Source organism: Paenibacillus sp. FSL R7-0312 (assembly GCF_038004445.1).
Lineage (GTDB): Bacteria > Bacillota > Bacilli > Paenibacillales > Paenibacillaceae > Paenibacillus_AQ.
On the sequence record NZ_JBBORE010000001.1, the window covers coordinates 3,397,769 to 3,417,930 of the forward strand.

Here is a 20,162-nt window from a genome sequence, read left to right on the forward strand (position 1 = left end):
CATGCTGAATCCGGGCGAATGCATCTATCAGATTGTCACCGACCGGTTCTGCGAAGGCAACCCTGCCAGCCGGCCGCGAGCGGAGCTCTTCAGCTCTGGAGCAGGCAATCTGCGAAAATATCTCGGCGGCGACTGGGCAGGAATTATTGCCAGGATTCAGGACGGATATCTTACCGGTATGGGGGTCAGCGCGATCCTGATTTCCCAGCCGGCAGAGAACATTCATGTGTGCACGGACGATGAAGAAGGCACGGCTTCCTATCATGGATATTGGCCCAGAGACTTCCTGAAGCCCAATCCTTATTTTGGTTCTATGGATACATTCAGCGCCCTGCTGAGCACAGCGCATGAGCACGGACTTAAGGTAATTATTGATTTTACACCGAATCATACGTCCCCTGCACTGGAACTGCGGCCGGATTATATGGAGAATGGCGCAATATACCGCGCGGGCCAGCTGGTAGCTACTTATTCGGGAGACCTGGAGCGTGTATTTCTGCATAATGGCGGCACTGCTTTTCGGGATGCCGAAGATTCGCAGTACCGGAATTTGTATGACCTTGCCGGATTGGATCAGATGAACCCGCAAGTGGATGAGCTTTTGCGGGAAGGGATTGCCTTCTGGCTGGATCTGGGGGTGGACGGTGTGAGGATCGATGCGGCCAAACATATTCCCCCAGGCTGGCTAACCTCCTTGAGCGGCTTCATCCATGCCAGGAAACCGGCCTATCTGTTCGGGGAGTGGTTTCTTGAAGCACATGGCCACACACAGGACAATGCAGCCTTTGCCAATGGGAGCGGGATGAGTCTGCTGCATTTTATGTTCACCCATGCGATCCGCGAGGCCTTTCATGGGCGGCAGGGCTTCGGTGCTTTCGCTGAAATGCTATGCGAATCCTCCGGCAGCTATAAGCATTTGAATGACCAGCTTATTTTTCTGGATAATCATGATATGAGCCGGTTTACCCGGGATTCTGATCCTTTGCTTACGGATTTGGCGCTTGTGCTGCTGTTGACTTCCGCAGGCCTGCCTGTGGTGTACTATGGAACCGAGCAGTACATGAGCGGCGGGGATGATCCCGGCAATCGTGCTATGATGAGCTCCTTCAGCAGGGAGACTACGGCCTACCGGTTAGTGGCTCAGCTTAATCGTTTAAGAGCATGTAATCTTGCGATTGGTTACGGTAATACGAAGCTGCTGTATTTGAATTCGGGAGTGCTCGTATTCGAGCGCAGCTACAAGAAGGATGTTGCACTTATTCTAATTAATCAGGGTGAAAGCGGACATACACTGCCTCCGCTGGTTACTTCCCTGCCGCAAGGCGCTTACTCCAGCCTGCTTAAGGACATTTATCCAGACCGTCAGGCAGTTGCCGGAGCCGAAGGGGACATACAAAATGTGATACTGGAACCTCAGTCTGCTTATATCTATGTTCATGAGTCAGATCTGGAGGAGCTGGATGCGTTGCACTTCTATCCCAAAGCAGCGGCGCCGGGAAGCGAGCTTATTATCCGGGGCAGACATTTAGGGGACAACGGCCGTCTGAGGGTTGGCGGTTATGAGGCTGATGTAATCTCATGGCAACCGGAGAAGATCGTAGCCAAGATTCCGGCGGTCCCGGCGGGAACACATTATGTACAAGGTCTGACAGGCGGGGAGAGCGAGTTCCAGCTGGCGGAAGAACTGACGGTGTGGACAGGAACGCTGGTCACGGTAAGGCTGGTAGTCAAGAATCTGCATACCGAATATGATACTCGGGTCTATGTGACGGGAAACGTGTATGAGCTTGGAGAATGGCAAGCAGAGAGGGCCGCAGGGCCGTTTTACAATCATATTGTCTACCGGTATCCAAGCTGGTATTGCGATATCAGTCTGCCCGCAGACTGCCGGATCGAGTTCAACTTTCTGCTAAGGGGTGACTCTGGTATTGTGCGCATGGAGCAAGGGGAGGCTCATTACATTCATACGCCTGCGGAGGGTGTATCGGAAATGATAGTGGAGTGGCAGGGATGTCACCAGGAAGCTAATCTGTTATCCGAAGGAGATGCTGCGTATGGATGAGAGATTGCAGTTTGACGGGACGCGTCTGATCTTCCGAACGGTACTGGACGAAGAGACAAGGCGGCTGATTGCCTGGCATTTTAAAAGCGGCTGGCTTGAGCTGCAGCAGGCTGTCCGGCTAACCACCCTCTCATCCGATAACAAATTTGCCCAGTTCCTGTTCCCAGTGTACAGGCCGCTCGGGCAAACGCTGGAGATGCGGATTCCCAGGCCGCTAGACCGTTACTATTATGCTGATTTAGGGATTATTAAAAAAGTGCAAACGTTTGTACCAATTTTAAGATCTAATGTGTTATTTGTTTGTGATGACGGCAGCCTTGAGTATTCCGACTGGCTTTCCTTCCAGAGAGACCATTCTTCACCTCCGCTGCTGGAGCAAAATACATGGTGGGAATTCTTCACAGGATATTCACTATCTACACATTGAGAGATTAGGAGGGGACAACCTATGAAGTCCAGCGCATCTGTCTTAATCCTGTCCTGGGAGTATCCGCCTATGGTGATCGGAGGGATGGCCCCGCATGTCTATGAATTGTCCAGGCATTTGGCAAGCGGGCAGACCGAGGTTCATGTAATCACCAACAGCGCTCCCGGGCGGACCGTTCTGGAAGTGGAGAACGGCGTATACGTGCACCGTGTGAATTCTTATGAGAACTTGACCGATTTCGAGGATTGGGTGCTTGAGTTCAATCTGGCGATTGTAGATTACGTTGTATCCCGGCTAATCGGGAACGTAAGCCTCGATCTTATTCACGCGCATGATTGGCTGGTCGGCTACGCAGCCCTTATTCTCCGTCAACGTCTGTCGTTACCGCTTGTTACAACAATCCATGCTACGGAGTTTGGACGGAACCAGGGAGTATTCACGCCTCAGCAGCACACGATTCATGCCCTTGAGAATGAACTGGTCTCAACATCGGACAAGGTTATTGTATGCAGCCTGCATATGCAGCGGGAGGTCTGCACTGTGCATGGTCTTGAGGAGTCAAGGACGGTGATTATTCCGAACGGCATTGATCTCCGTTCACTGGAGCTGATTCCCGCACATTCCTTCAGACGAGAGCAGTATGCGCAGAACGGCGGAAAGATTATTTTGTTCATTGGAAGACTAGTGAAGGAAAAAGGAGTACAGGTGCTGCTGCAAAGCATGCATGAGGTAGTGCGGGAATTCCCGCACTGCACCTGTATTATCGCAGGCCGGGGACCGATGTTCGCCGAGCTTGAGGCCAGTGCGGCTGAGCTGGGTACAAGCATTCACTTCACCGGCTTCGTGGACAGCCTGGAGAAAAGCTATCTGTTCCAAATTGCCGATGTCTGTGTCTTTCCCAGCTTATATGAGCCCTTCGGCATTGTGGCACTGGAAGCGATGGGCAGCGGTACACCGGTAATTGTGTCTGAAGAAGGGGGACTGGCCGAGATTGTCGAGCATGGGCGTACCGGACTCACCAGCATATCCGGGGATTCTGGCATGCTTGCAGGCCGGATTCTACAGTTGCTCCGTGAGCCTGATGAGGGGAGCCTGCTTGCAGAAGCAGCCCGGCGGGAGGTGCTGCTCCGGTATGACTGGACCCCCATTGCTGACAGAACCAGAGAAGTCTATTCCGCGCTGAGCGGCGTGAGATTATAAGGAAGGGAAGATGCCGGTATGACATCTTTTATAACGCTCAAGGAAGAGATTCTAGATCTATCGCTATGCGCCTCTTGCGGATTGTGCGCTGCAGTGTGTCCCCAAGGTCTGCTTGCGATGAACGGAGATTCCATCTCGCTCCCGGTCTTTCAGGGTCTGGAGAGCCAGGCGGCCGACACCTGCGGAAGCTGCAATCTCTGCTCGGAGGTGTGCCCGGGCTATGATACAGGCGTTATGGAATCCGAGCGGCGCATCTTCGGCCGCAACCGTTCAGAGCTTGAACGCTGGACCGGCATCTACTTGTCTACCTGTCAATTGTCGGCGGCAGACCCGGAGATTCTCGGGCGGGCGGCAGCCGGCGGGGCAGGGACAATCCTGGCGGTTACCGCGCTGGAGGAGAAGCTTGCTGACGCGGTGATTGTTGTGGGAAGAGATAAGGAGCGTCCCTGGGTGCCGAAGGCCTACCTTGCCGATTCAGTGGACCGGATTATCGAATGTGCCCAGACCAGCTACTGTATCACCCCCAATCTGGATCTGCTGCAGGATCGCAGATATGACAAGATCGGCATTATAGGCGTACCTTGCCAGATTCAAGGCATCCATAAGCTGCTAAATCTGCCGGAACACTCGCCGTCCACTGTACTGGCAGACAAAGTGGCGTTCACGATTGAGCTTGGATGCGCCTCCAACACTTCACTGGGGGGGACCGAGCATCTGATTACGGAGATCTTGGGGATCGAATTGGCTGACGTAGTTTTGATGCGATACCGGGAAGGGGAATATCCGGGACAGTTCATGGTCAGGACCCGTCAGGGGCAGGAGCATTATCTGCCCTTTTACCGGCTGGTGGAGGAATTCAAAAAGTTTAAAACCTTTCGCTGTCTTGCTTGTCCGGACTGGTGGTCAGGCATTGCTGATATTTCGATTTCGGATGGAGATCCTAATATTTTTGATTCCAGCAGGGAAGGGATATCTGCCAAAGCCTCTTCCACGGTAATGGTGCGAACGAAGACAGGAGCTGACCTGCTTGAGCTTGCGGTGCGCCGGAACGCGGTCAAGCTGTACGATTACACCTTTGAGAATAACCTTGGACTGGAGCGGAAACGGCAGCGGTACCGCAGCTATGCAGCAATGGGCGACCGGAGGATTCCGCTGGCTCCCGGAAGAGATATGGATTACTCGCAAATACTCTCGGATGACGAGGTGATCAGAATTGGAATTGGGACGAAGCAGGGTCGGGCTACCGGCCAAATGTGATTTGCGGATTAAGGCGAAGCAGGAGTTGGGTTCCTTCCAATTCGATTCGGTTCCCGGAGACAAATCAATTTCCCAGCGGGCGATCGTCCTGAATGCTATCGCTGAAGGCCAAGCCACGGTGTATAATGTGCTGCGTTCCCGTGACACTCAGAGCTGTATCGCGATTCTCCGCCAATTAGGTGTAACGTTTGCATGGAATGGGGATGATCTGTCTGTGAATGGAAGAGGGCTGCGGGGCTTGCAGGCACCGGCGGGCAGACTTGAGGTCGGGAATACGGCCACATCGGCCCGGTTGATGTTGTCCGTCCTGGCAGGACAGTCCTTTGCAGCGGAACTCGGGGGAAACTCACTGCTCTCGGCAAGACCGATGGACTGGGTTGTTCAGCCGCTTACAGACATGGGGGCTGTGATTGAATATCTTGGGGTGAAGGGCTGTCTGCCTCTGCGGATTCAGGGGGCATCACCCTTGTCCCCCATAGAAATGGAAGCCACCGTATTCAGTGCACAGGAAAAGTCCGCCCTGCTGTTCGCGGGATTATATGCGGACGGAATCACATGTTACCGGCAAAACTGTCAAAGTCGGGATCACACCGAACGCCTGATGCAGTATTTCGGCATAGATATTCATTCTGATAATGATGTTACCTTCCTGAAGGGAGGAAGTGCCTTTTCCGCCAAAGATGTAAGGGTTCCGGGGGATCTGTCCTCAGCGGCTTTTCTGCTGGCTGCCTATGCTATCCGGGGAATGGAGCGCAAGGGCAGCCTGTTGATTAAGGGGGTGGGTGTTAATCCAACCCGGAGCGGATTCATCCGTCTGCTCACAGAGATGGGGCTTCCTTTGACGCTGCAAGCGGAACAGGAGCTGATATCCGGGGAGCCCATCGCAGATATCTGTTGCACGCCGGGAACCCGTTTGTCCCCTGTCTGTGCTGAAGGCAACGGGCAAATACAGAGCTTGATAGACGAGGTTCCTCTGCTCGCTGCGGTATCGGTATTCGCTGAAGGGGATTCTGTGATCAGGAACTGCCGGGAATTGAGAGACAAGGATACGAACCGGATTCAGACCACTGCAGGGGTGCTAAGAGCATTCGGCGTGGAAACTACCTGCAGTGAGGACGAAATGGTCATTCATGGCGGACAGCGTCTATCGCCTGCCATTGTAGACAGCTGCGGCGATCACCGGATCGCCATGACCGCCGCTGTATTGGCCAGCAGCCTGGAGGAGCCTTCGATCATCCGTAACTGCGGCTGTATCAATATTTCTTATCCAGGCTTCGTAGAGGATCTCTCACAGTTTGCGCATATTGATATTTTGCATCCATTGTAGGGAATTAATTGAACCCATTTCCATGAAATGGCGTAGAAACAACTATGCCTGTTAATTCAATGGAAATGGAGTGATGTTAGTGAAGTTGTCTATATTGCGTAACCGTTCGGCCTTTTGGACGAGGACAGTGCTTGCTGCTGCCCTGATTCTAACGTTGGCGGCCCCGGCGGTACAAGCGTCTGCCGCTCCTGCGGTATCTGCACCTCCGGCGTCTGTAGCCGGACAAGCCAAGCCGCTAACAAAGGAGAATGCCGCAGCATTCCTCAAGCAATTCTTCAGCTCGGATGAGGTGAAAGCGCAGCTTGCCGGCGCGGTTGTCATTGTGGTCAAGGATGGCAAGACGGTGATTGAAGAAGGCTTCGGCTACGCAGACAAGGCTGCCAAAACAGCGGTAGACCCAGATGAAACGGTCTTCCGCATGGCCTCGGTATCCAAAACCTTCACTGCCGCTGCTGCCATGCAGCTGGTAGAGCAAGGCAAAATCGATTTGAAAGCGGATTTTCAAGTCTATACCGGACCTATTGTCTTCGACAATCCCTTCGGCGTTCCGGTAACGGTGGAGGATCTGCTGACCCATACCACCGGCTTCCGGATTCAGGACCCGCAGCCGGAAGATATCAACGATGATTTCGAAACCAAGGTGTCGATCGAGGATTATGTGCTGCGGAATATGCCGCCGGTTGTCCGAGAGCCGGGGACTTCCTACATGTATGACAACTTCGCTTCAATGCTGCTCGGTCTGGTGGTGGAGAAAGCCAGCGGCGAGCCCTATGAGGATTACTTGGAGAAGCATGTGTTTGCCCCGCTGAATATGGATTCAAGCGGCTTCCTGCTGGAAGGCAAGCTGAAAGATGAGCTTGCTACCGCCTATGATGCCACCGGCAAGGCGCTTGATCTGTATACAGTAACTCCGACTGTTATGCCGCAAGGAGGGATGCTCTCTACTGCGGATGATATCGGCAAGTTCATGACGGCTTTTCTGAATGGGGGCGTTTCCGGGAATAACCGCATTCTGGCTGCAAGTACCGTAGATGCCATGGAGGAATACCGTTCCTCCATCCACCCGTTGCTGCCGAATACCACCTACGGCTTCGAAGCACCGATTCAGCTTCCCGGTGCCGGCAGCAGCTCCAAGATTATCACCAAAGCAGGCGATTTAATCGGCTTCAGCACTTATATGTTCCTGATCCCGGAGCAGAACACCGGGGTGTTCATTGCCTATAATCAGCAGAGCGCACTGCGGGAGCTGTTCTACCCGGCGTTCATTCAGGCATTCTTCCCGCAATATGCCGCACCGGCGAAGCTGGACGCCTTCCAGCCGCTGAGCGCTGAAGCTCTGGATGCGTTCACCGGATACTATGCGGATCTCCGGCTCAAGAGCCTGGTCTCTACAGTTGCTATGCAAGAGGGTGCACTTACCATTAGTGACGCCTTCCTTGGCACCCGCCAGCTGCGCCAGGTAGATGATAATCTGTTCATCGATGAGCTTACCAAGAAATTTACCGGCTTTGAATTGACGCCGGGCGGACAAGGAGCTTATCTGAAAGAGCCGTACCTTAATCCTTACGGCTATGAGCAGAAAGGGCCGGACGGCGTTGGTTATTCCGATGTCACAGCAAGCCATCCTTATGCGACCCCGGTTATGATGCTGCAGTCGCTGGGCTATCTGCCGAATGATGCGGCGCTCAGCTTTCAGCCTGAGGCGGGAATCACGCGTGCCGAGTATGTGCGGCTGATGCTGGAGAGCAGCGGTGTCAAAGAAAGCAAGACTACCAAGCTGGCGTTCCCTGATCTGCAGGGACATCCGGATGCCGGCTATATACAAATGGCTGTAGAACTCGGAATGGTGGAGGGAACAGCGGGCGGAGAATTCCAGCCTGACCGGGTCATCTCCCGCCAGGAGGCGGCGGTCATGGTATGGAGACTGCTAAGTGCACAATACCCGGATAAACTGTTCCAGGATGTGAAGCTGGCGGGGAATACGGATAAATGGGCAGTTCCGGCAGTGAAGATGGCTGTGGCTCTGGGATTATACGGACCGGACATCAAGGCGGATGCCAAAGGCGCTGTTGACTTCAAGTCCAGAGAAGCCCTAAGTAAACAGGAGAATGCTGCCATTCTGTATGCCCTGTTCACGAATCCGATGAATCAGATCGTAGCCGGACTGGCGGAGAAATCCGGCGAAGCGGGTAAATAATCTTGACTCAAAGAAGAGCACATTCTAAGGGATGTGCTCTTTCTTTGGGTTCGCAAAGTCTTTCAACTATCCGGAAGCTCAACTCTTTCCCCATACCTTCAACAGCGGACCTGCCTCACCATAAACAGGATCACTATCCGGCAGCGGCACTTGGCCGATTTCAGGGAGCGCCGCTTCGAAGTCGTCCGGCGTGGCCCGGCGGGTGTTGTAATCTGCTCCGCCGGGATAAGCACCGGCGATGCGGAAGTCCTGCGAGGAGGTGAGCCGCTTATGCGCCGTACCGGCAGGCAGCACCAGTACGTCTCCGGCCGATACCTCAACCCTGCGGCCGGCATCGCCGCCCAGCTGCAGGCTGGCGCTGCCGGACATTACGCCGAGCACCTCATGCGCATTGCTATGGTAATGGTGATAGCTGAATACCCCGTTCACCCAGCTGTTCAGCCAGCCGTTGTCATTGAAGATCTGTTCTGCGCTTTCCGGATTCTCCTGAAATGCACCTTTATACAGAACTGCCGGAAGCTCCGGATTATTCGGCAGCAGCTTGTCGGCTTTGAAGGCGAAGGTTTCTATGGAGCCATCCTGCTTCGGTCTGTCATGATGAGATTCTGGCAACCCTAATCATCTCCTTGTCCTTGTCTTTAGTTGTCATTACCCAAACTCTTTCCTGGCCTATCCTATAGTTCCCTCTTGCTGATAATTTTCTCCCGGGTCTTGATAATCTGAGGGTCTATCTGACAACTATAGGGTAATTCATGGCATACAGTGTAATATATCTGTTGTAGATGGCGTGAAAGGGAGGGTTCATTATGATACGTAAAATAGGTACACTGCTGGCTGCCGCGCTGCTGCTGCCCGCACTCTTCATTATCCCGGCTGCTGCTGCTGCTCCGGTACAAGACAAGGCTGCTCCGGTACAAGACAAGGCTGCTCCGGTTCAGGTCGCAGCGGCGACAACCCAGAGTCCGGCCACGAACGGACTGGTGCCGCTGACCGGCGCAATTAACGGGAATCTGCCGATTCATATGTCGGTCAAGATTGAGAGCAGCGGGAAGCTGACAGGCAGTTATTATTACGACAAATACAAAAAGACGATCAAGCTCTCAGGTGATGTCAGCGGCAAAATAGTCAATATGTATGAATATGATGCCAAGGGCAAGGAAACGGGCCGCTTCGAGGGCTGGTGGATTGCCGGCACCGGTTTTGCCGGGGTATGGAGCAATCCGGACGGTACCCGCCAGCTGCCGGTAGAGGCGTTGACGGCAACAGCTTCCAAGAGTGTCAAGGTTCCGGCAGCTGCTGAGTGGAACGGCGAATGGTATATGGCGAGCAAATCGCCTTTCTATGGGGGTTATGCAACATTCAGCAACGTCAAGAGCGATAAGCTGACCTTTTCCATCGATGCGTTCGATGGCGGCCATTCCGGCCAGCTGTATGAGGAGTCGGCCGTGGTCCGCAAACGGATGGCTGTATATAAGGAAGAGGACGGTTCTGTTGTCTTTTTCTACCTGCTGAACGGCCAGCTGTATGTAACCAGCCCTTCGCCAGTGTACTCTGCGGGAGCGAATGTAACCTACACCGGCGAATATGCCCGAGGTCCCTACAAAGAGGGTGTCTACACGCTTAAGGATACAGGTGTCTTCAAGACAGCTGCAGCAGACAAGGCCTTCCGCACAGTGGTAGGCGATGATTATGATCTGTTCTTGTACAGCATGCAGCTGCTGGATAAGCCGAAGGATCTGGATGGTCTGGGTGCAAGCGTAATCTCAGGCGGCGTGCGCGGACTGTTTACACTGACAGAAGCGATTATTATGTATGACAAACAGGGCCACTATTGGGCAGCGGTGCTCGACACGGATGAGGAGAACAGCCTGGAGGAATTCGATATTGCCATTGTCCGGTTCTACACCAACGTGCCGAATACAACTGAGCTGCCGAAGACGATTGCCAAATGGACGGAAGACTTTCCCGATTACGAGGTTGTCTTTATGAATCCTTAGTATGAAACAGTCGCAGAGTACCGTCATCATGCCGGTGCCCTGCGACTGTTTTGATATTGCTCGCTTAGAGTGGAACTGTCATTTCATATTAATCTTAAATACATCTCCTGCTTGACCGCCAAAGACAACCATACCGCCTTGCGGCAAGACTGCCGAAGGGTTCTTGGTCACCACAGAGAAGTTTACGATCATTCCATCGGCATCGTAGACAGCGAAGCCGCCGCTTGCCGGAGCCGTCACAGTCATTGTTTTCCCGGCTGATTTCTCACCGATCTTGAACCATATCCCTTGACCATTAGCGGATACCGTACTGATTGATGACCGGCCCCCATAGATAGGCTGAACCGCATCTTCGCTGATATAAGCATTGCCATCAATGCTTAAATACTCCGCTTCATTCTTCGTATAGAAGTTCAAATCAAACGCATCTCTTCCGTTCATGACCGGTATTTCAGCCGCATTGACAGCTTGGTGCTCATCCACAATCCGGGTGCCCGAGGCATATCCCTCATCCACAGCGATATTCTTCGTTAGGATCGCAGGGGACAGATAAAATAATGAATTGATTTTCTCATCCAAAGCATAGTAATTTTTCCCGTTTCTCTTTTCCCAGGCCTGCTTCGTCACGGGGGTTAGAGGATTGGACTCCAGCTTCTGATATTCGTAGGTTACCATCACCATCTGGCCGGCTCCGGGGAAATCCAACTCGGCATTAAGCTTTAGGTAGGTTTTGCCGTTCTTCTGCGGATCGAAGCTTACGGCGGAACGGCCATCGCTGCTCTTAAATTGCCCGTTGCCTGTATAAATATATTTCTGTGCGGGGATCAGTCCGCCTTCCAGAGCAGGCAGGTCAAGCTCTCCATCCTTAACTGCTATAGCAGTTGTTGCGCCCACTGTACCGTATAATCCGGAATAGGATTGTAGCTCAGCGGGCATGGCCGCTTTTACCGGGGGCACGAAGGTTGGGGCCGGCAGGAGCTTGTCAATCTTCCCGGTATCCTTCAAGTACTCCAGCAGGACATTCGAGGCGAAAATCGTATTGAAGATCGAGCTCCCGCCGGAGGAGAGTACAGCAATCGAAATATCGGATTCGGGTATTGCAGTTAGCGCAGCATGATACATAATGGTATCCCCGCCTTTGGTTAGTGCGGTGATTCCGTAATCGCTGAACGGGGCCAGGCTCACAGCATCCCAGCCCAGACCATAGCTGAAGGTATTTCGTTCATCCGGTACCCAGATTCCATTCTTATATTCAGGCGCCTGCATAGCCTTGGCCGAGGCTTCGGATAAAATATCCGTACGGTTTCCGATCAGCACTTCAGCAAACTCGGTCAATTCTTCTGCCGTGGAATAGATTTCACCTGCTCCAATGACGTTGGCATTCTCAACGGGCAGAGCCTGCTCCAGCCCCGGGAAATAGGTTCTGGCCAGTTGCTGTCTGTCAAACGTATCGAGCGGCGTTTGGGTCGAGCTTAACAGCAGCGGACTGCTTAGGTACCGGTCCAGGAATTCGGAATAGCTTAATCCGCTCACCTGCTCAATCATGAGCTCGAGCAGCTGGAAGCCATCGTTGCAATAGACCGAATATTCTCCGGGATTGGATTTCAGATGTTCGGACTCCAGCCTTGACAGTAATTCATCATGATTCTGTGTGTCGTTGTCATCCAGCAGCATGCTGTTGCCATAGTGGCTGCCGTAAAGACCTGACGAATGATTCATTAGCATCCGCGGTGTAATGTCCTTATATCTGGCATCGGCCATCTTAAACTGCGGTAAATACGTAGTGAGGGGCTTGTCGATATTAATAGCCTTGGAATCCGCCAGGATCATCGCCCCGGCAGAGACATGCATTTTGCTGACCGAGCCAATCCCAAACATCGTATCCTTCGTTACCGGTGCCTGAGTGGCTTTATCGTACACACCGGCACCCCCGGACAGGGTGATAGAACCTTTATCCCTGATGGCATACTGTAGTCCGCTTACCCCATAATTGGAGATGATCTCCGAAGCCAGCGCGCGGGCCTTGTCTTCCACGGTGGTCCCCTTCTCCTGTGCCGAGGCCTGAGCCATGGGGATTACTAACACCGAAGCCAATACGGCTGCAATCAACTTCTTCATCCTTATTTCCTCCTCCTGTTGCTGCTCGAAATTTAAATCTGAATTCATCATACAAGCAAGAAGGAGGGAGAAGATCCGAAGTACCCTGAAACGAAAAAAACAATCCCTAAACAATAGTATTGTCTAAGGATTGTCCGTGTGAAAGGGGAGGACGACCATATTGTTAAAGACTTTATGTCCGGACTCGATGGTCATGTTGCCGCCGTACTTATCACATATTCTGGCTATATTGGTTAAGCCGATGCCATGATACTCCGGGTCCGGCTTCTGGCTGTGCAAGGGGGCGGTCTCTTTGTCCATATGATTAAGGATGTGGATGAACAGCGCCGATTCATTCGAATGAATCTGGATGAGCATGTACCGGTCCTCTGCCACCCTAACCTTCTTAGAGGCTTCTATCGCATTATCCAGCATATTTCCAAGAACGACACATAGGTCATAACGGTCAATATTCACTTCCAGCGAATAGAGCTGAAGCCTGGTATCCATTCTGATCCCGTTGGCCTGTCCAATATTAAGGGTATTCGTGACAAGCGCATCTATAACGAGATGTCCGGTGTTCACCCGCTGGTAGGCGTCCTCGACTTTATTTAAGGTAACGCTGATATGCTCCAGTGCCGCCGCTGAATCATTACGTTTAATACATTCTTCAATGTAGAGAAACTGCTGGTGGGTGTCGTGAATAATCCGCTTAATGGATTTGAAGCTGTGCACCGTTTTCTCATAATTCGCATCCTGATAATTCATCTGGTGCTGCAATTGCGTATTCTCATGCATGAATTGAAATTTATCAATAATCGTATCGAAAATATAGACGACCATCACATTCAGGAACAGGAATCCGATAATTGCCATGAAATAATAGATGTTTTTCTCACTGGTGACAGTAAGTACATTGATCTGATAGATACTGATCAGGGGGACGATCAAGAAGAAAATGTAGTAGCGGTAAGGCAAAGAGAAGCTTCTGCGTTTGGAAATGAATCTGATCACCTGAATCACAGCAAACATAATCACACAGCTAAGGCTTAACGCCTTCGTAAAGGTCAGCCGGTCCTGCCCGTTACCCGAATCCAGGGTAGTGAAATCTATGGCATCCAAGGTTGAGAAAATATAAAGCGAGATAAAACTGACCATCGTCATCAAAACCGCATACAGGATAGAAAAAATGACCTTGGTCTTAATCTCCACCTCATAGGATTGCGCCAAACCAAAGATCATCAGCAATGCGACACAAGAGGCTGCATAGGAATTCATCGGAATGACTAAATAGATGAAACAAAGCAAACCGTAAATGATGAAGTAAACGATCCGGTTAGTCTTCCTGGCGGACTTGTCAAAGACGGAAGTGAAGAAAAAGTTGGTTTGAAAGCACATCACCAGCAGCACACAGAGGACTATAGGCAGGTTATATAGAATCATACGAATTACCCTTCATGATCATAAATTTGGTGTAGTAATCTTTAACCTCTTTGATCTTGGACCGGCCTATAGGAAGCTCCATCCCATTCGACATGAGAACGGAGCCGCTGGCGAACTTCTTCACATGCAGCAGGTTGATAATAATCGAACGGTGGATGTGCAGGAAGTTACTGTCTTTTAGAGCTGCGGCATAATCTGCAATAATACCCTTGCTCTCATAGATTTGGGCTTCGGTGATCACATGCAGCTTGCTTTTTATCGTTAGGCTTTTGGCAGCCTCAATCGCAAGGATATCATCATATCTTAATACAACTTCATCATAACCGGATTTAATGACCATGAATTTCTTATCTTGGGCCTGAAAATATTGGCATAGCTTGGTGATCTTCTCTTCCAGGAGGAGAGGCGCTACCGGTTTGATTAAATACTGGAATGTGATGACATCGAAGCTCTCCACCATATATTGAGGGTAGCTGGTAAGGAAAATAATCTGTTCATCAAAGTGCTTCAGCTCCCTGATTCTCCGTGCCGTCTGAATCCCATTCATTCCACCCATCTCCACGTCAAGAATTAGAATATGGAAGGGCGCTTCGCCACGCTCAAAATGAGCAGCCAGTTGCTCGCCCGAGTGAAACAACTCTATCTCGAATTCAATATTTGTCTTGATGGATAAGCCTATCAGAGTCCTCTTAACAAGCTCTCGCTGCTTCTCCTCATCATCACATATCGCTACTCTATACATGAATGCCACCCCTTTCGTTCCGGCGCAATGTCCTATAAATAGATTCACAACAGTATATAGCATTTTTAAAGAGAACAAACAACCATGGGGATCAAATGCAAAATGGAATCCTTGGAATGCAGACGGATGCGGGCTCTGGGGGGAGATTGTAGATATTGGGTAATAACTATTATCCAGATGGAGGAGGTATACAATGAACAAACAATTAGTTACGGCAGCTGCCACTATTATTCTATCCGCCTCAATTCTAGGCGCGTGCAGCAACAATGAAGCTACAAATGAGACAGAGCCAACAGCAACAAGTGCAGCGACTATGCCTGTGGCCGAAGCTACAGCCACTCCTGTACCATCGGCCACTCCTTCAGCCACGGAGGCGGCGTCTGCTGCTCCTGACCCTACTGATCCTCAGACCTCTGAACGGCCAGAGACCCGGGAATTCAGTGAACAGGAGGGCGGGGTTAGCGGGCAAACGGCTACACTGGAGCAAGGTGATGGATACTCCCTATATATCACTGGGGATTTCACATTGAATGTACAGACTAACCGTTTATCACTTAAGGAGGATCCGGCCTACTATGCGGAAATTGAAAGCTTGGCTTCTGAATACGATCTCACTGCGCTGAAGCAACAAGGTGAAACTGAGCTTTCCGCTACAGGCAGTGCTAAAGATTATAGCGGGGAATTGGTTGAACATCCGCTCGGGTTTGCAGAATTGTATTTGCAGGCTACAGGTGATAAAGGAGTTGTGGATTACATGGTATGGAAGAATCAGGCGGGGGAAGCTTTTCTTTTCCGGATATACAATCCTAAGGGCGAAATGTCCAATAAGTTTTCTCCCTGGGTAATGGTTTCCTTGGCGACACTTGAAAGAAATTAAAAGGTTGCTCGGATAGACAGGGTTCTTCCATGAGGAAGAATCCGAGGGGCCTGCAGGCAAAGTCCAGCCCGGAATGCAGTGAACCAGAGGTGGCGGCGATGTCGGGCGACCCGCCCGAAAAACGGAGCCTATACAAGAACGTATATCTTACAGGAAAACAATCAAAGGGAAATTACCTGTAGGGCTCATCGACGTGATTAGGGTCAGGATGGATGGAATAGAAGGTGCAGATAACTGAGAGAAGCCTCGTAGTCTCCTTGACGATTACATTAATAACGACCACCAAATGCATTTGGACTAACAGCATCAATACGGTCAAGTGCCTTGATATTATCCTCCAAATAATTACGGCGTTTCGTACCAGGAATCGGCAATGTGCCTCTTTCTACTGTCCATGCAATTGTTAGTTGAGGTACCGTACAGTTCTTTTCTTTGGCGATTTCCGCTAGTTTATCAACGATTTTAATATTCTTTTGGAAGTTCTCACCTTTGTTGATGCCGAAAATAGAACATTTAACTCAAAAAGTGACCAAAAGCCTTTTTTAACATTTACCATACCCATGCTGAAATATATGAATGAAGTCAGGCTGCAGAAGATCATTCCTGCAGCGTCACTTTGAAGCTTCGATCCTAGGAGGTAACCGATTTCCGCCTGAAAATATAAACAGCATTATCAGGCGAAGGGGGTAACAGGAGGGAGGACAATCGTTCGCTGAGCTCCATGGTGAACTTATCCGCGCTGTAATAAGCGTCGAAATCTCCAGTCACCGCAGGATCTTTTGTGCCAAGAACGATATATAAGTCAACCGAATCGGTTTTAAATACATGTTTTTCATACGGGTTTTTGGGTACAGGCCAAGAGCAGAGTACTACTACCGGGCTGTATTTATGAAGGGCAGCTTTGGCATCTGCCTGTTCCACGAAGCTGGGGTAATCGATATAGTGCTTCCAGCTATAGTCGTCTGTTGCTGTGCAGTTGATGTTTTTTTGGTTCAAAAACTTGGTTAACGTACCATCGCCTGCAGCTATTTCAAGACATTTTTTATCGCCTATCAAGCTTGAGAGTTCGTTAATTAAAGGTTTTGAATAGAAACAATAGATGCCTTTTTTATTGACAAGTGGCATTAATATCTTTTTATTTAGGAGAATCCTCCAACACATCCTGAACAGGCCCAGAGAAACCGGCTTTCGTTCAAGCCCCTTTTTGAATAAAAGCTTTTGTAAGATCACGCCGTCCCAGAGGTTGAACTTTACATTTCCGGCAGGAGTTTTTGAAGACGCCGTTATATTTAGCTGCTCCAGCAGATGGATGGCAAACCGGGCCTTAATCACATTAGGCAGAAAGGCATTTACGGTTTTTTCATTGAAGCCGCTTTTGGAAATTTTATGATTGGCCATCTTTGCACTTGCCGTATATTTATCAAGAATGGCAGGGATAAGATTAGAATTCCTGGTGCTTTTCAGTATACTTAGTTCTTGTAGTACCTCCGCCTGATACTCCGGATACTGTTGTAATAACGTTTCTACGCTAATTTCGTTGGCTAATATTTTGTGGGCGGTATCATTCGTGAAATTTCTCATTCTATTCTCCATTCTCATTGCATTTCGTGCAGCGCATCATTAATAATGTATCATAAAATCCCGGCGAATACGTTCTGCATTGCCAATATGGATAGCCTGTCTACCAAGGTGCTCAAGTTATTTAACCGTTATCGATCATGCTGACCTCTGTGAATGCTTCAGATGGATATTACCAGATTTAGCTAACCCTATCGTTAGCGGTGTGGTTTTATATGTGAGCACTGTAATAAGATGAAAAAAATCGCCCACAGCTCTGGCTGGGACGAAATAAGATTGTTTTTGCATGAACATATACTACCCTTCAGCACTCATGGCAATTGCCTTTGTTTCATGAACTGTACCATATGGATGCTCAGGTGGGGCATAGATAACGTAAATTTTAAGGGGTTTGTTTCCTGTATTCGTTAAATTGTGCCATTTTCCAGCAGGTATCATTATTGCATAGTCATCATTGGCCATCACTTTAAAATCTAAATGGTCTTTCCTATCACCCATCTGAACAAGTCCCTGGCCTTCTTCAATACGTATGAATTGATCTGTTGTCGGATGGACTTCTAAACCGATGTCATCGCCAACATTGATGCTCATTAGAGTAACTTGGAAATATTTCCCTGTCCATAAGGCCGTACGGTAATTTTGGTTTTGACGTGCTGCCTGGTCAATATTCACTACAAGTGGACATTGTCCATAATCTCTTAATTTTATTTTTTCATCAGGGTAACAATTATTATAGTATTGAGGCTGATAACTTTGATTGCATGAATTAGGGTACATACTCAATTCTCCTCTTACGATTTAGTGTGTACTTTAATCATATGCATCTGCCTATATAAAAGATTGCAAAGCTTGCAAAAATGGGCTAGAGCCTAAAAACTGGAAGCAGATATTGATTGAAAGTAATCATTATAAGACTCAGACAGTAGGTAATGAGCTCAAAAACTTATTCATTTCCGTGTCAACGCTCCGGGCTCCACTGCCCAGCCATATCAAATGTCCCCATGAGTCAAGAAGGCATAGTGTGGATTGGGGGATATGGTGATGAGCAGACAATGCATGCTCCGGTAAAACAGCCTTATCATTTTTACTGTGCATGATCAGGGCCGGACACAGAATTTTCTGTAGTTTGGAGGGGGTAAAGGCTGCACTCTGTTCAAGATCAAGTATAAACCCATGGCCGGAGCGCTGGCGCTGATTCATGGCGATAAATTGTTCGATATCCTCTTGGCTGAACTGTTGCAAGACCTCAGGTACAGGAAGGATACTGAATGAAGGTACCATCTGTTTTAGAATGAAATTTGGAAATGTACGGCTGAAGAAGGAGACAAGTTTCCAGGTATATTTTTCTGTGGCCGGATGGAACAATAGTTTGGCCATTCTATAAATAGTGTCTTTAGGAGTATGCCATTCTTTGGATACGGCAGATTGAAGGACAAGACTGCTGACGCGGTGGGGGTAGAGGGATGCGAAGGTTAGGCCGCTGGGTCCGCCAGCGGATACAGCAACGACATGAACTGTACATACATCAAGGTGATTGATCAATTGCAGATAAGCCTCACAAGCCGTATTTAACGAAAGCCCTAGTTCTTTGCTTGTTGTGCCGTAACCAGCCCGCGAAGGAGTAATAATCGAATAGCCCTGCTCTAACAGATTCTTGTATCCAAACTCTTCATGACAATTGGAGTGCCCACCGTGAAGAAGCAAAATGGGCTTCCCTGATCCGGCTATTGTATATTCAAGGATTGTCCCATTTTCTAGCTCTAATATCCGGGTACTTCTTCTCAACATATCTCTCTGCTCCCATTCTATTCAAGGGTTAACCCCTATCTTACCCGAAATAAGTGAACAGAGGGAAGCATAATCACTTTATCTTAGCGTACGTCTAATTCTCACATATTCCCTGGGGAGATAGGGTACGCTGATTGGGGGCGGATCAGTAAAGCTTTCGGTATGGAAACTAAATTCTTCAACGGAAAAGCTGCTTATTTGTGATACTGCCGTATGAGAAATTAATAAATTTTCCATTTTCCAGCCAAGTATCAACATGGCGGCGAACAGGGAAATGCAGCATATTATTTTACGTATTAACATGAGGGATTCCTCCTTTTCACACAAGCTCCCCTGATGCTTCCCGGATTATTCACTGCAAATTCCTTTACATTCTCCTCCGGTGACTATATAATTGCAATAATTGTATACGGAGTTAACCGGAGGAGCCTGCCAACAGCGGGCTCTTTTTGTGCTTTTTTTCTGGGATAAATTTACTGTCACGGAGGTTTTGAAATGGAAATGAACAATGAGAGCATCATGGTGTGTGTGCATTATGGCCCCCACGGGCAGCGGTTAATACAGCGTGGAGGACAATTGGCTAAATTGCTCAATGCTCCGCTGATTGTGCTTACAGTAGATGCATCCGGAGACAATGAATATAACCGGGAGAAGCAGCAGTACCTGTCTGGCTGGGAGAAACAGACCCAGGAGGCCGGCGGACAATTTGTGATCCGCAAATGTAATGGCAAGAAAACGGCTGATGTGATTGTGGAGACTGCAAAGGATAACAAAATAACGCAAATTGTACTCGGACAGTCAAGCCAAACGCTATGGCAGGAGATTACGAGGGGAAGCTTCATCAATGAGCTGCTGGAGCGGATGGGACCGATTGATCTTCATATCGTTGCGGTGCAGCGTTATCCGGAGCTGCTCGAAAAGTCCCATGAGCAAGGATTCTCTGCTTATCTGGTCAAAGAGGGCGACCGTCATATCCTTATGGATGAACCGGATGGAGATGAAGCCATGAAGGGGGTCTTCTTCCGTGAGCTCGATACGGATTTCAATACCGGCCTGTTTAAAATCGTCAAAAACGGTGAAGCGCAATATTTGAGAATTGTTCAGAACGAATGGGTTAAGCCCCGTTAAGCGGATTATACCAAAACTAGAAAGGGGGATTAAGCCTTGCTG

At 49.6% G+C, this 20,162-nt stretch carries 17 protein-coding genes; 9 read left to right on the forward strand and 8 right to left on the reverse strand.

All coding sequences use genetic code 11. The features are described from left to right. The first annotated feature begins 1 nt into the window (after nucleotide 1). The 6 genes from MKX70_RS14805 (at nucleotide 2) to MKX70_RS14830 (ending at nucleotide 8,470) form a co-directional block, all read left to right on the forward strand. Complete coding sequence (locus tag MKX70_RS14805) at nucleotides 2-2,062, forward strand: alpha-amylase family glycosyl hydrolase (RefSeq protein ID WP_340840242.1); 2,061 nt, start codon at nucleotides 2-4, stop codon at nucleotides 2,060-2,062. Further along, entirely contained in the window at nucleotides 2,055-2,489 is a 435-nt protein-coding gene (locus MKX70_RS14810; RefSeq protein ID WP_042238382.1) for a hypothetical protein, read from the forward strand. The genes MKX70_RS14805 and MKX70_RS14810 overlap by 8 nt, the downstream gene beginning before the upstream one ends. Before the next feature lie 21 nt (nucleotides 2,490-2,510). Continuing rightward, the gene (locus MKX70_RS14815) at nucleotides 2,511-3,689 is read left to right on the forward strand and encodes a glycosyltransferase family 4 protein (protein WP_340840243.1); all 1,179 of its coding nucleotides are present in this window, start codon (nucleotides 2,511-2,513) and stop codon (nucleotides 3,687-3,689) included. An 18-nt stretch (nucleotides 3,690-3,707) separates the two neighbouring features. Further along, a complete protein-coding gene (locus tag MKX70_RS14820) occupies nucleotides 3,708-4,946 on the forward strand; it encodes a Coenzyme F420 hydrogenase/dehydrogenase, beta subunit C-terminal domain (RefSeq protein WP_042238379.1) in 1,239 nt (412 codons plus the stop codon). After that, nucleotides 4,903-6,273: a 3-phosphoshikimate 1-carboxyvinyltransferase gene (aroA, locus tag MKX70_RS14825; RefSeq protein WP_081956625.1), complete on the forward strand. Its 1,371-nt coding sequence runs from the start codon at nucleotides 4,903-4,905 to the stop codon at nucleotides 6,271-6,273. The genes MKX70_RS14820 and aroA overlap by 44 nt, the downstream gene beginning before the upstream one ends. Nucleotides 6,274-6,352: 79 nt before the next feature. Next, a complete protein-coding gene (locus MKX70_RS14830) occupies nucleotides 6,353-8,470 on the forward strand; it encodes a serine hydrolase (protein WP_340783858.1) in 2,118 nt (705 codons plus the stop codon). A gap of 78 nt (nucleotides 8,471-8,548) precedes the next feature. On the opposite strand, the gene MKX70_RS14835 is transcribed toward MKX70_RS14830, so the two are convergent. Beyond that, the gene (locus MKX70_RS14835) at nucleotides 8,549-9,082 is read right to left on the reverse strand and encodes a cupin domain-containing protein (RefSeq protein WP_445323665.1); all 534 of its coding nucleotides are present in this window, start codon (nucleotides 9,080-9,082) and stop codon (nucleotides 8,549-8,551) included. A 194-nt stretch (nucleotides 9,083-9,276) separates the two neighbouring features. Between MKX70_RS14835 and MKX70_RS14840 the strand changes: the two genes are divergently transcribed. After that, a complete protein-coding gene (locus MKX70_RS14840; RefSeq protein WP_340840244.1) occupies nucleotides 9,277-10,467 on the forward strand; it encodes a hypothetical protein in 1,191 nt (396 codons plus the stop codon). A 78-nt stretch (nucleotides 10,468-10,545) separates the two neighbouring features. On the opposite strand, the gene MKX70_RS14845 is transcribed toward MKX70_RS14840, so the two are convergent. The 3 genes from MKX70_RS14845 to MKX70_RS14855 all read right to left on the reverse strand — a co-directional run bounded on the left by MKX70_RS14845 (nucleotide 10,546) and on the right by MKX70_RS14855 (nucleotide 14,749). Then, complete coding sequence (locus tag MKX70_RS14845; RefSeq protein WP_340840245.1) at nucleotides 10,546-12,585, reverse strand: serine hydrolase domain-containing protein; 2,040 nt, start codon at nucleotides 12,583-12,585, stop codon at nucleotides 10,546-10,548. 123 nt (nucleotides 12,586-12,708) lie between these two features. Then, nucleotides 12,709-14,007, reverse strand: a complete 1,299-nt coding sequence (locus MKX70_RS14850) for an ATP-binding protein (protein ID WP_042238372.1) — start codon at nucleotides 14,005-14,007, stop codon at nucleotides 12,709-12,711. Continuing rightward, on the reverse strand, nucleotides 13,994-14,749 hold the full coding sequence (locus MKX70_RS14855; protein WP_340840247.1) for a LytR/AlgR family response regulator transcription factor: 756 nt from the start codon (nucleotides 14,747-14,749) through the stop codon (nucleotides 13,994-13,996). Before MKX70_RS14855 ends, MKX70_RS14850 begins: the two co-directional genes overlap by 14 nt. Nucleotides 14,750-14,942: 193 nt before the next feature. On the opposite strand from MKX70_RS14855, the gene MKX70_RS14860 reads away from it, so the two are divergent. Continuing rightward, on the forward strand, nucleotides 14,943-15,626 hold the full coding sequence (locus MKX70_RS14860) for a hypothetical protein (RefSeq protein ID WP_340840248.1): 684 nt from the start codon (nucleotides 14,943-14,945) through the stop codon (nucleotides 15,624-15,626). 269 nt (nucleotides 15,627-15,895) lie between these two features. Here MKX70_RS14860 and MKX70_RS14865 read toward each other — a convergent pair whose 3' ends face one another. The 4 genes from MKX70_RS14865 to MKX70_RS14880 form a co-directional block, all read right to left on the reverse strand. After that, a complete protein-coding gene (locus MKX70_RS14865) occupies nucleotides 15,896-16,132 on the reverse strand; it encodes an aldo/keto reductase (RefSeq protein WP_081956624.1) in 237 nt (78 codons plus the stop codon). A gap of 124 nt (nucleotides 16,133-16,256) precedes the next feature. Then, nucleotides 16,257-17,207 carry a hypothetical protein gene (locus MKX70_RS14870; RefSeq protein ID WP_340840249.1) on the reverse strand — a complete coding sequence of 317 codons (951 nt, stop codon included), beginning with the start codon at nucleotides 17,205-17,207 and terminating at the stop codon, nucleotides 16,257-16,259. Between the two features lie 294 nt (nucleotides 17,208-17,501). Next, on the reverse strand, nucleotides 17,502-17,981 hold the full coding sequence (locus MKX70_RS14875; RefSeq protein WP_042238363.1) for a cupin domain-containing protein: 480 nt from the start codon (nucleotides 17,979-17,981) through the stop codon (nucleotides 17,502-17,504). A 138-nt stretch (nucleotides 17,982-18,119) separates the two neighbouring features. Further along, the gene (locus MKX70_RS14880) at nucleotides 18,120-18,989 is read right to left on the reverse strand and encodes an alpha/beta fold hydrolase (protein ID WP_445323707.1); all 870 of its coding nucleotides are present in this window, start codon (nucleotides 18,987-18,989) and stop codon (nucleotides 18,120-18,122) included. Nucleotides 18,990-19,487: 498 nt separating this feature from the next. Here MKX70_RS14880 and MKX70_RS14885 point away from each other — a divergent pair, with 498 nt between their 5' ends. After that, complete coding sequence (locus tag MKX70_RS14885; RefSeq protein ID WP_340783875.1) at nucleotides 19,488-20,120, forward strand: universal stress protein; 633 nt, start codon at nucleotides 19,488-19,490, stop codon at nucleotides 20,118-20,120. Nucleotides 20,121-20,162 lie beyond the last annotated feature (42 nt).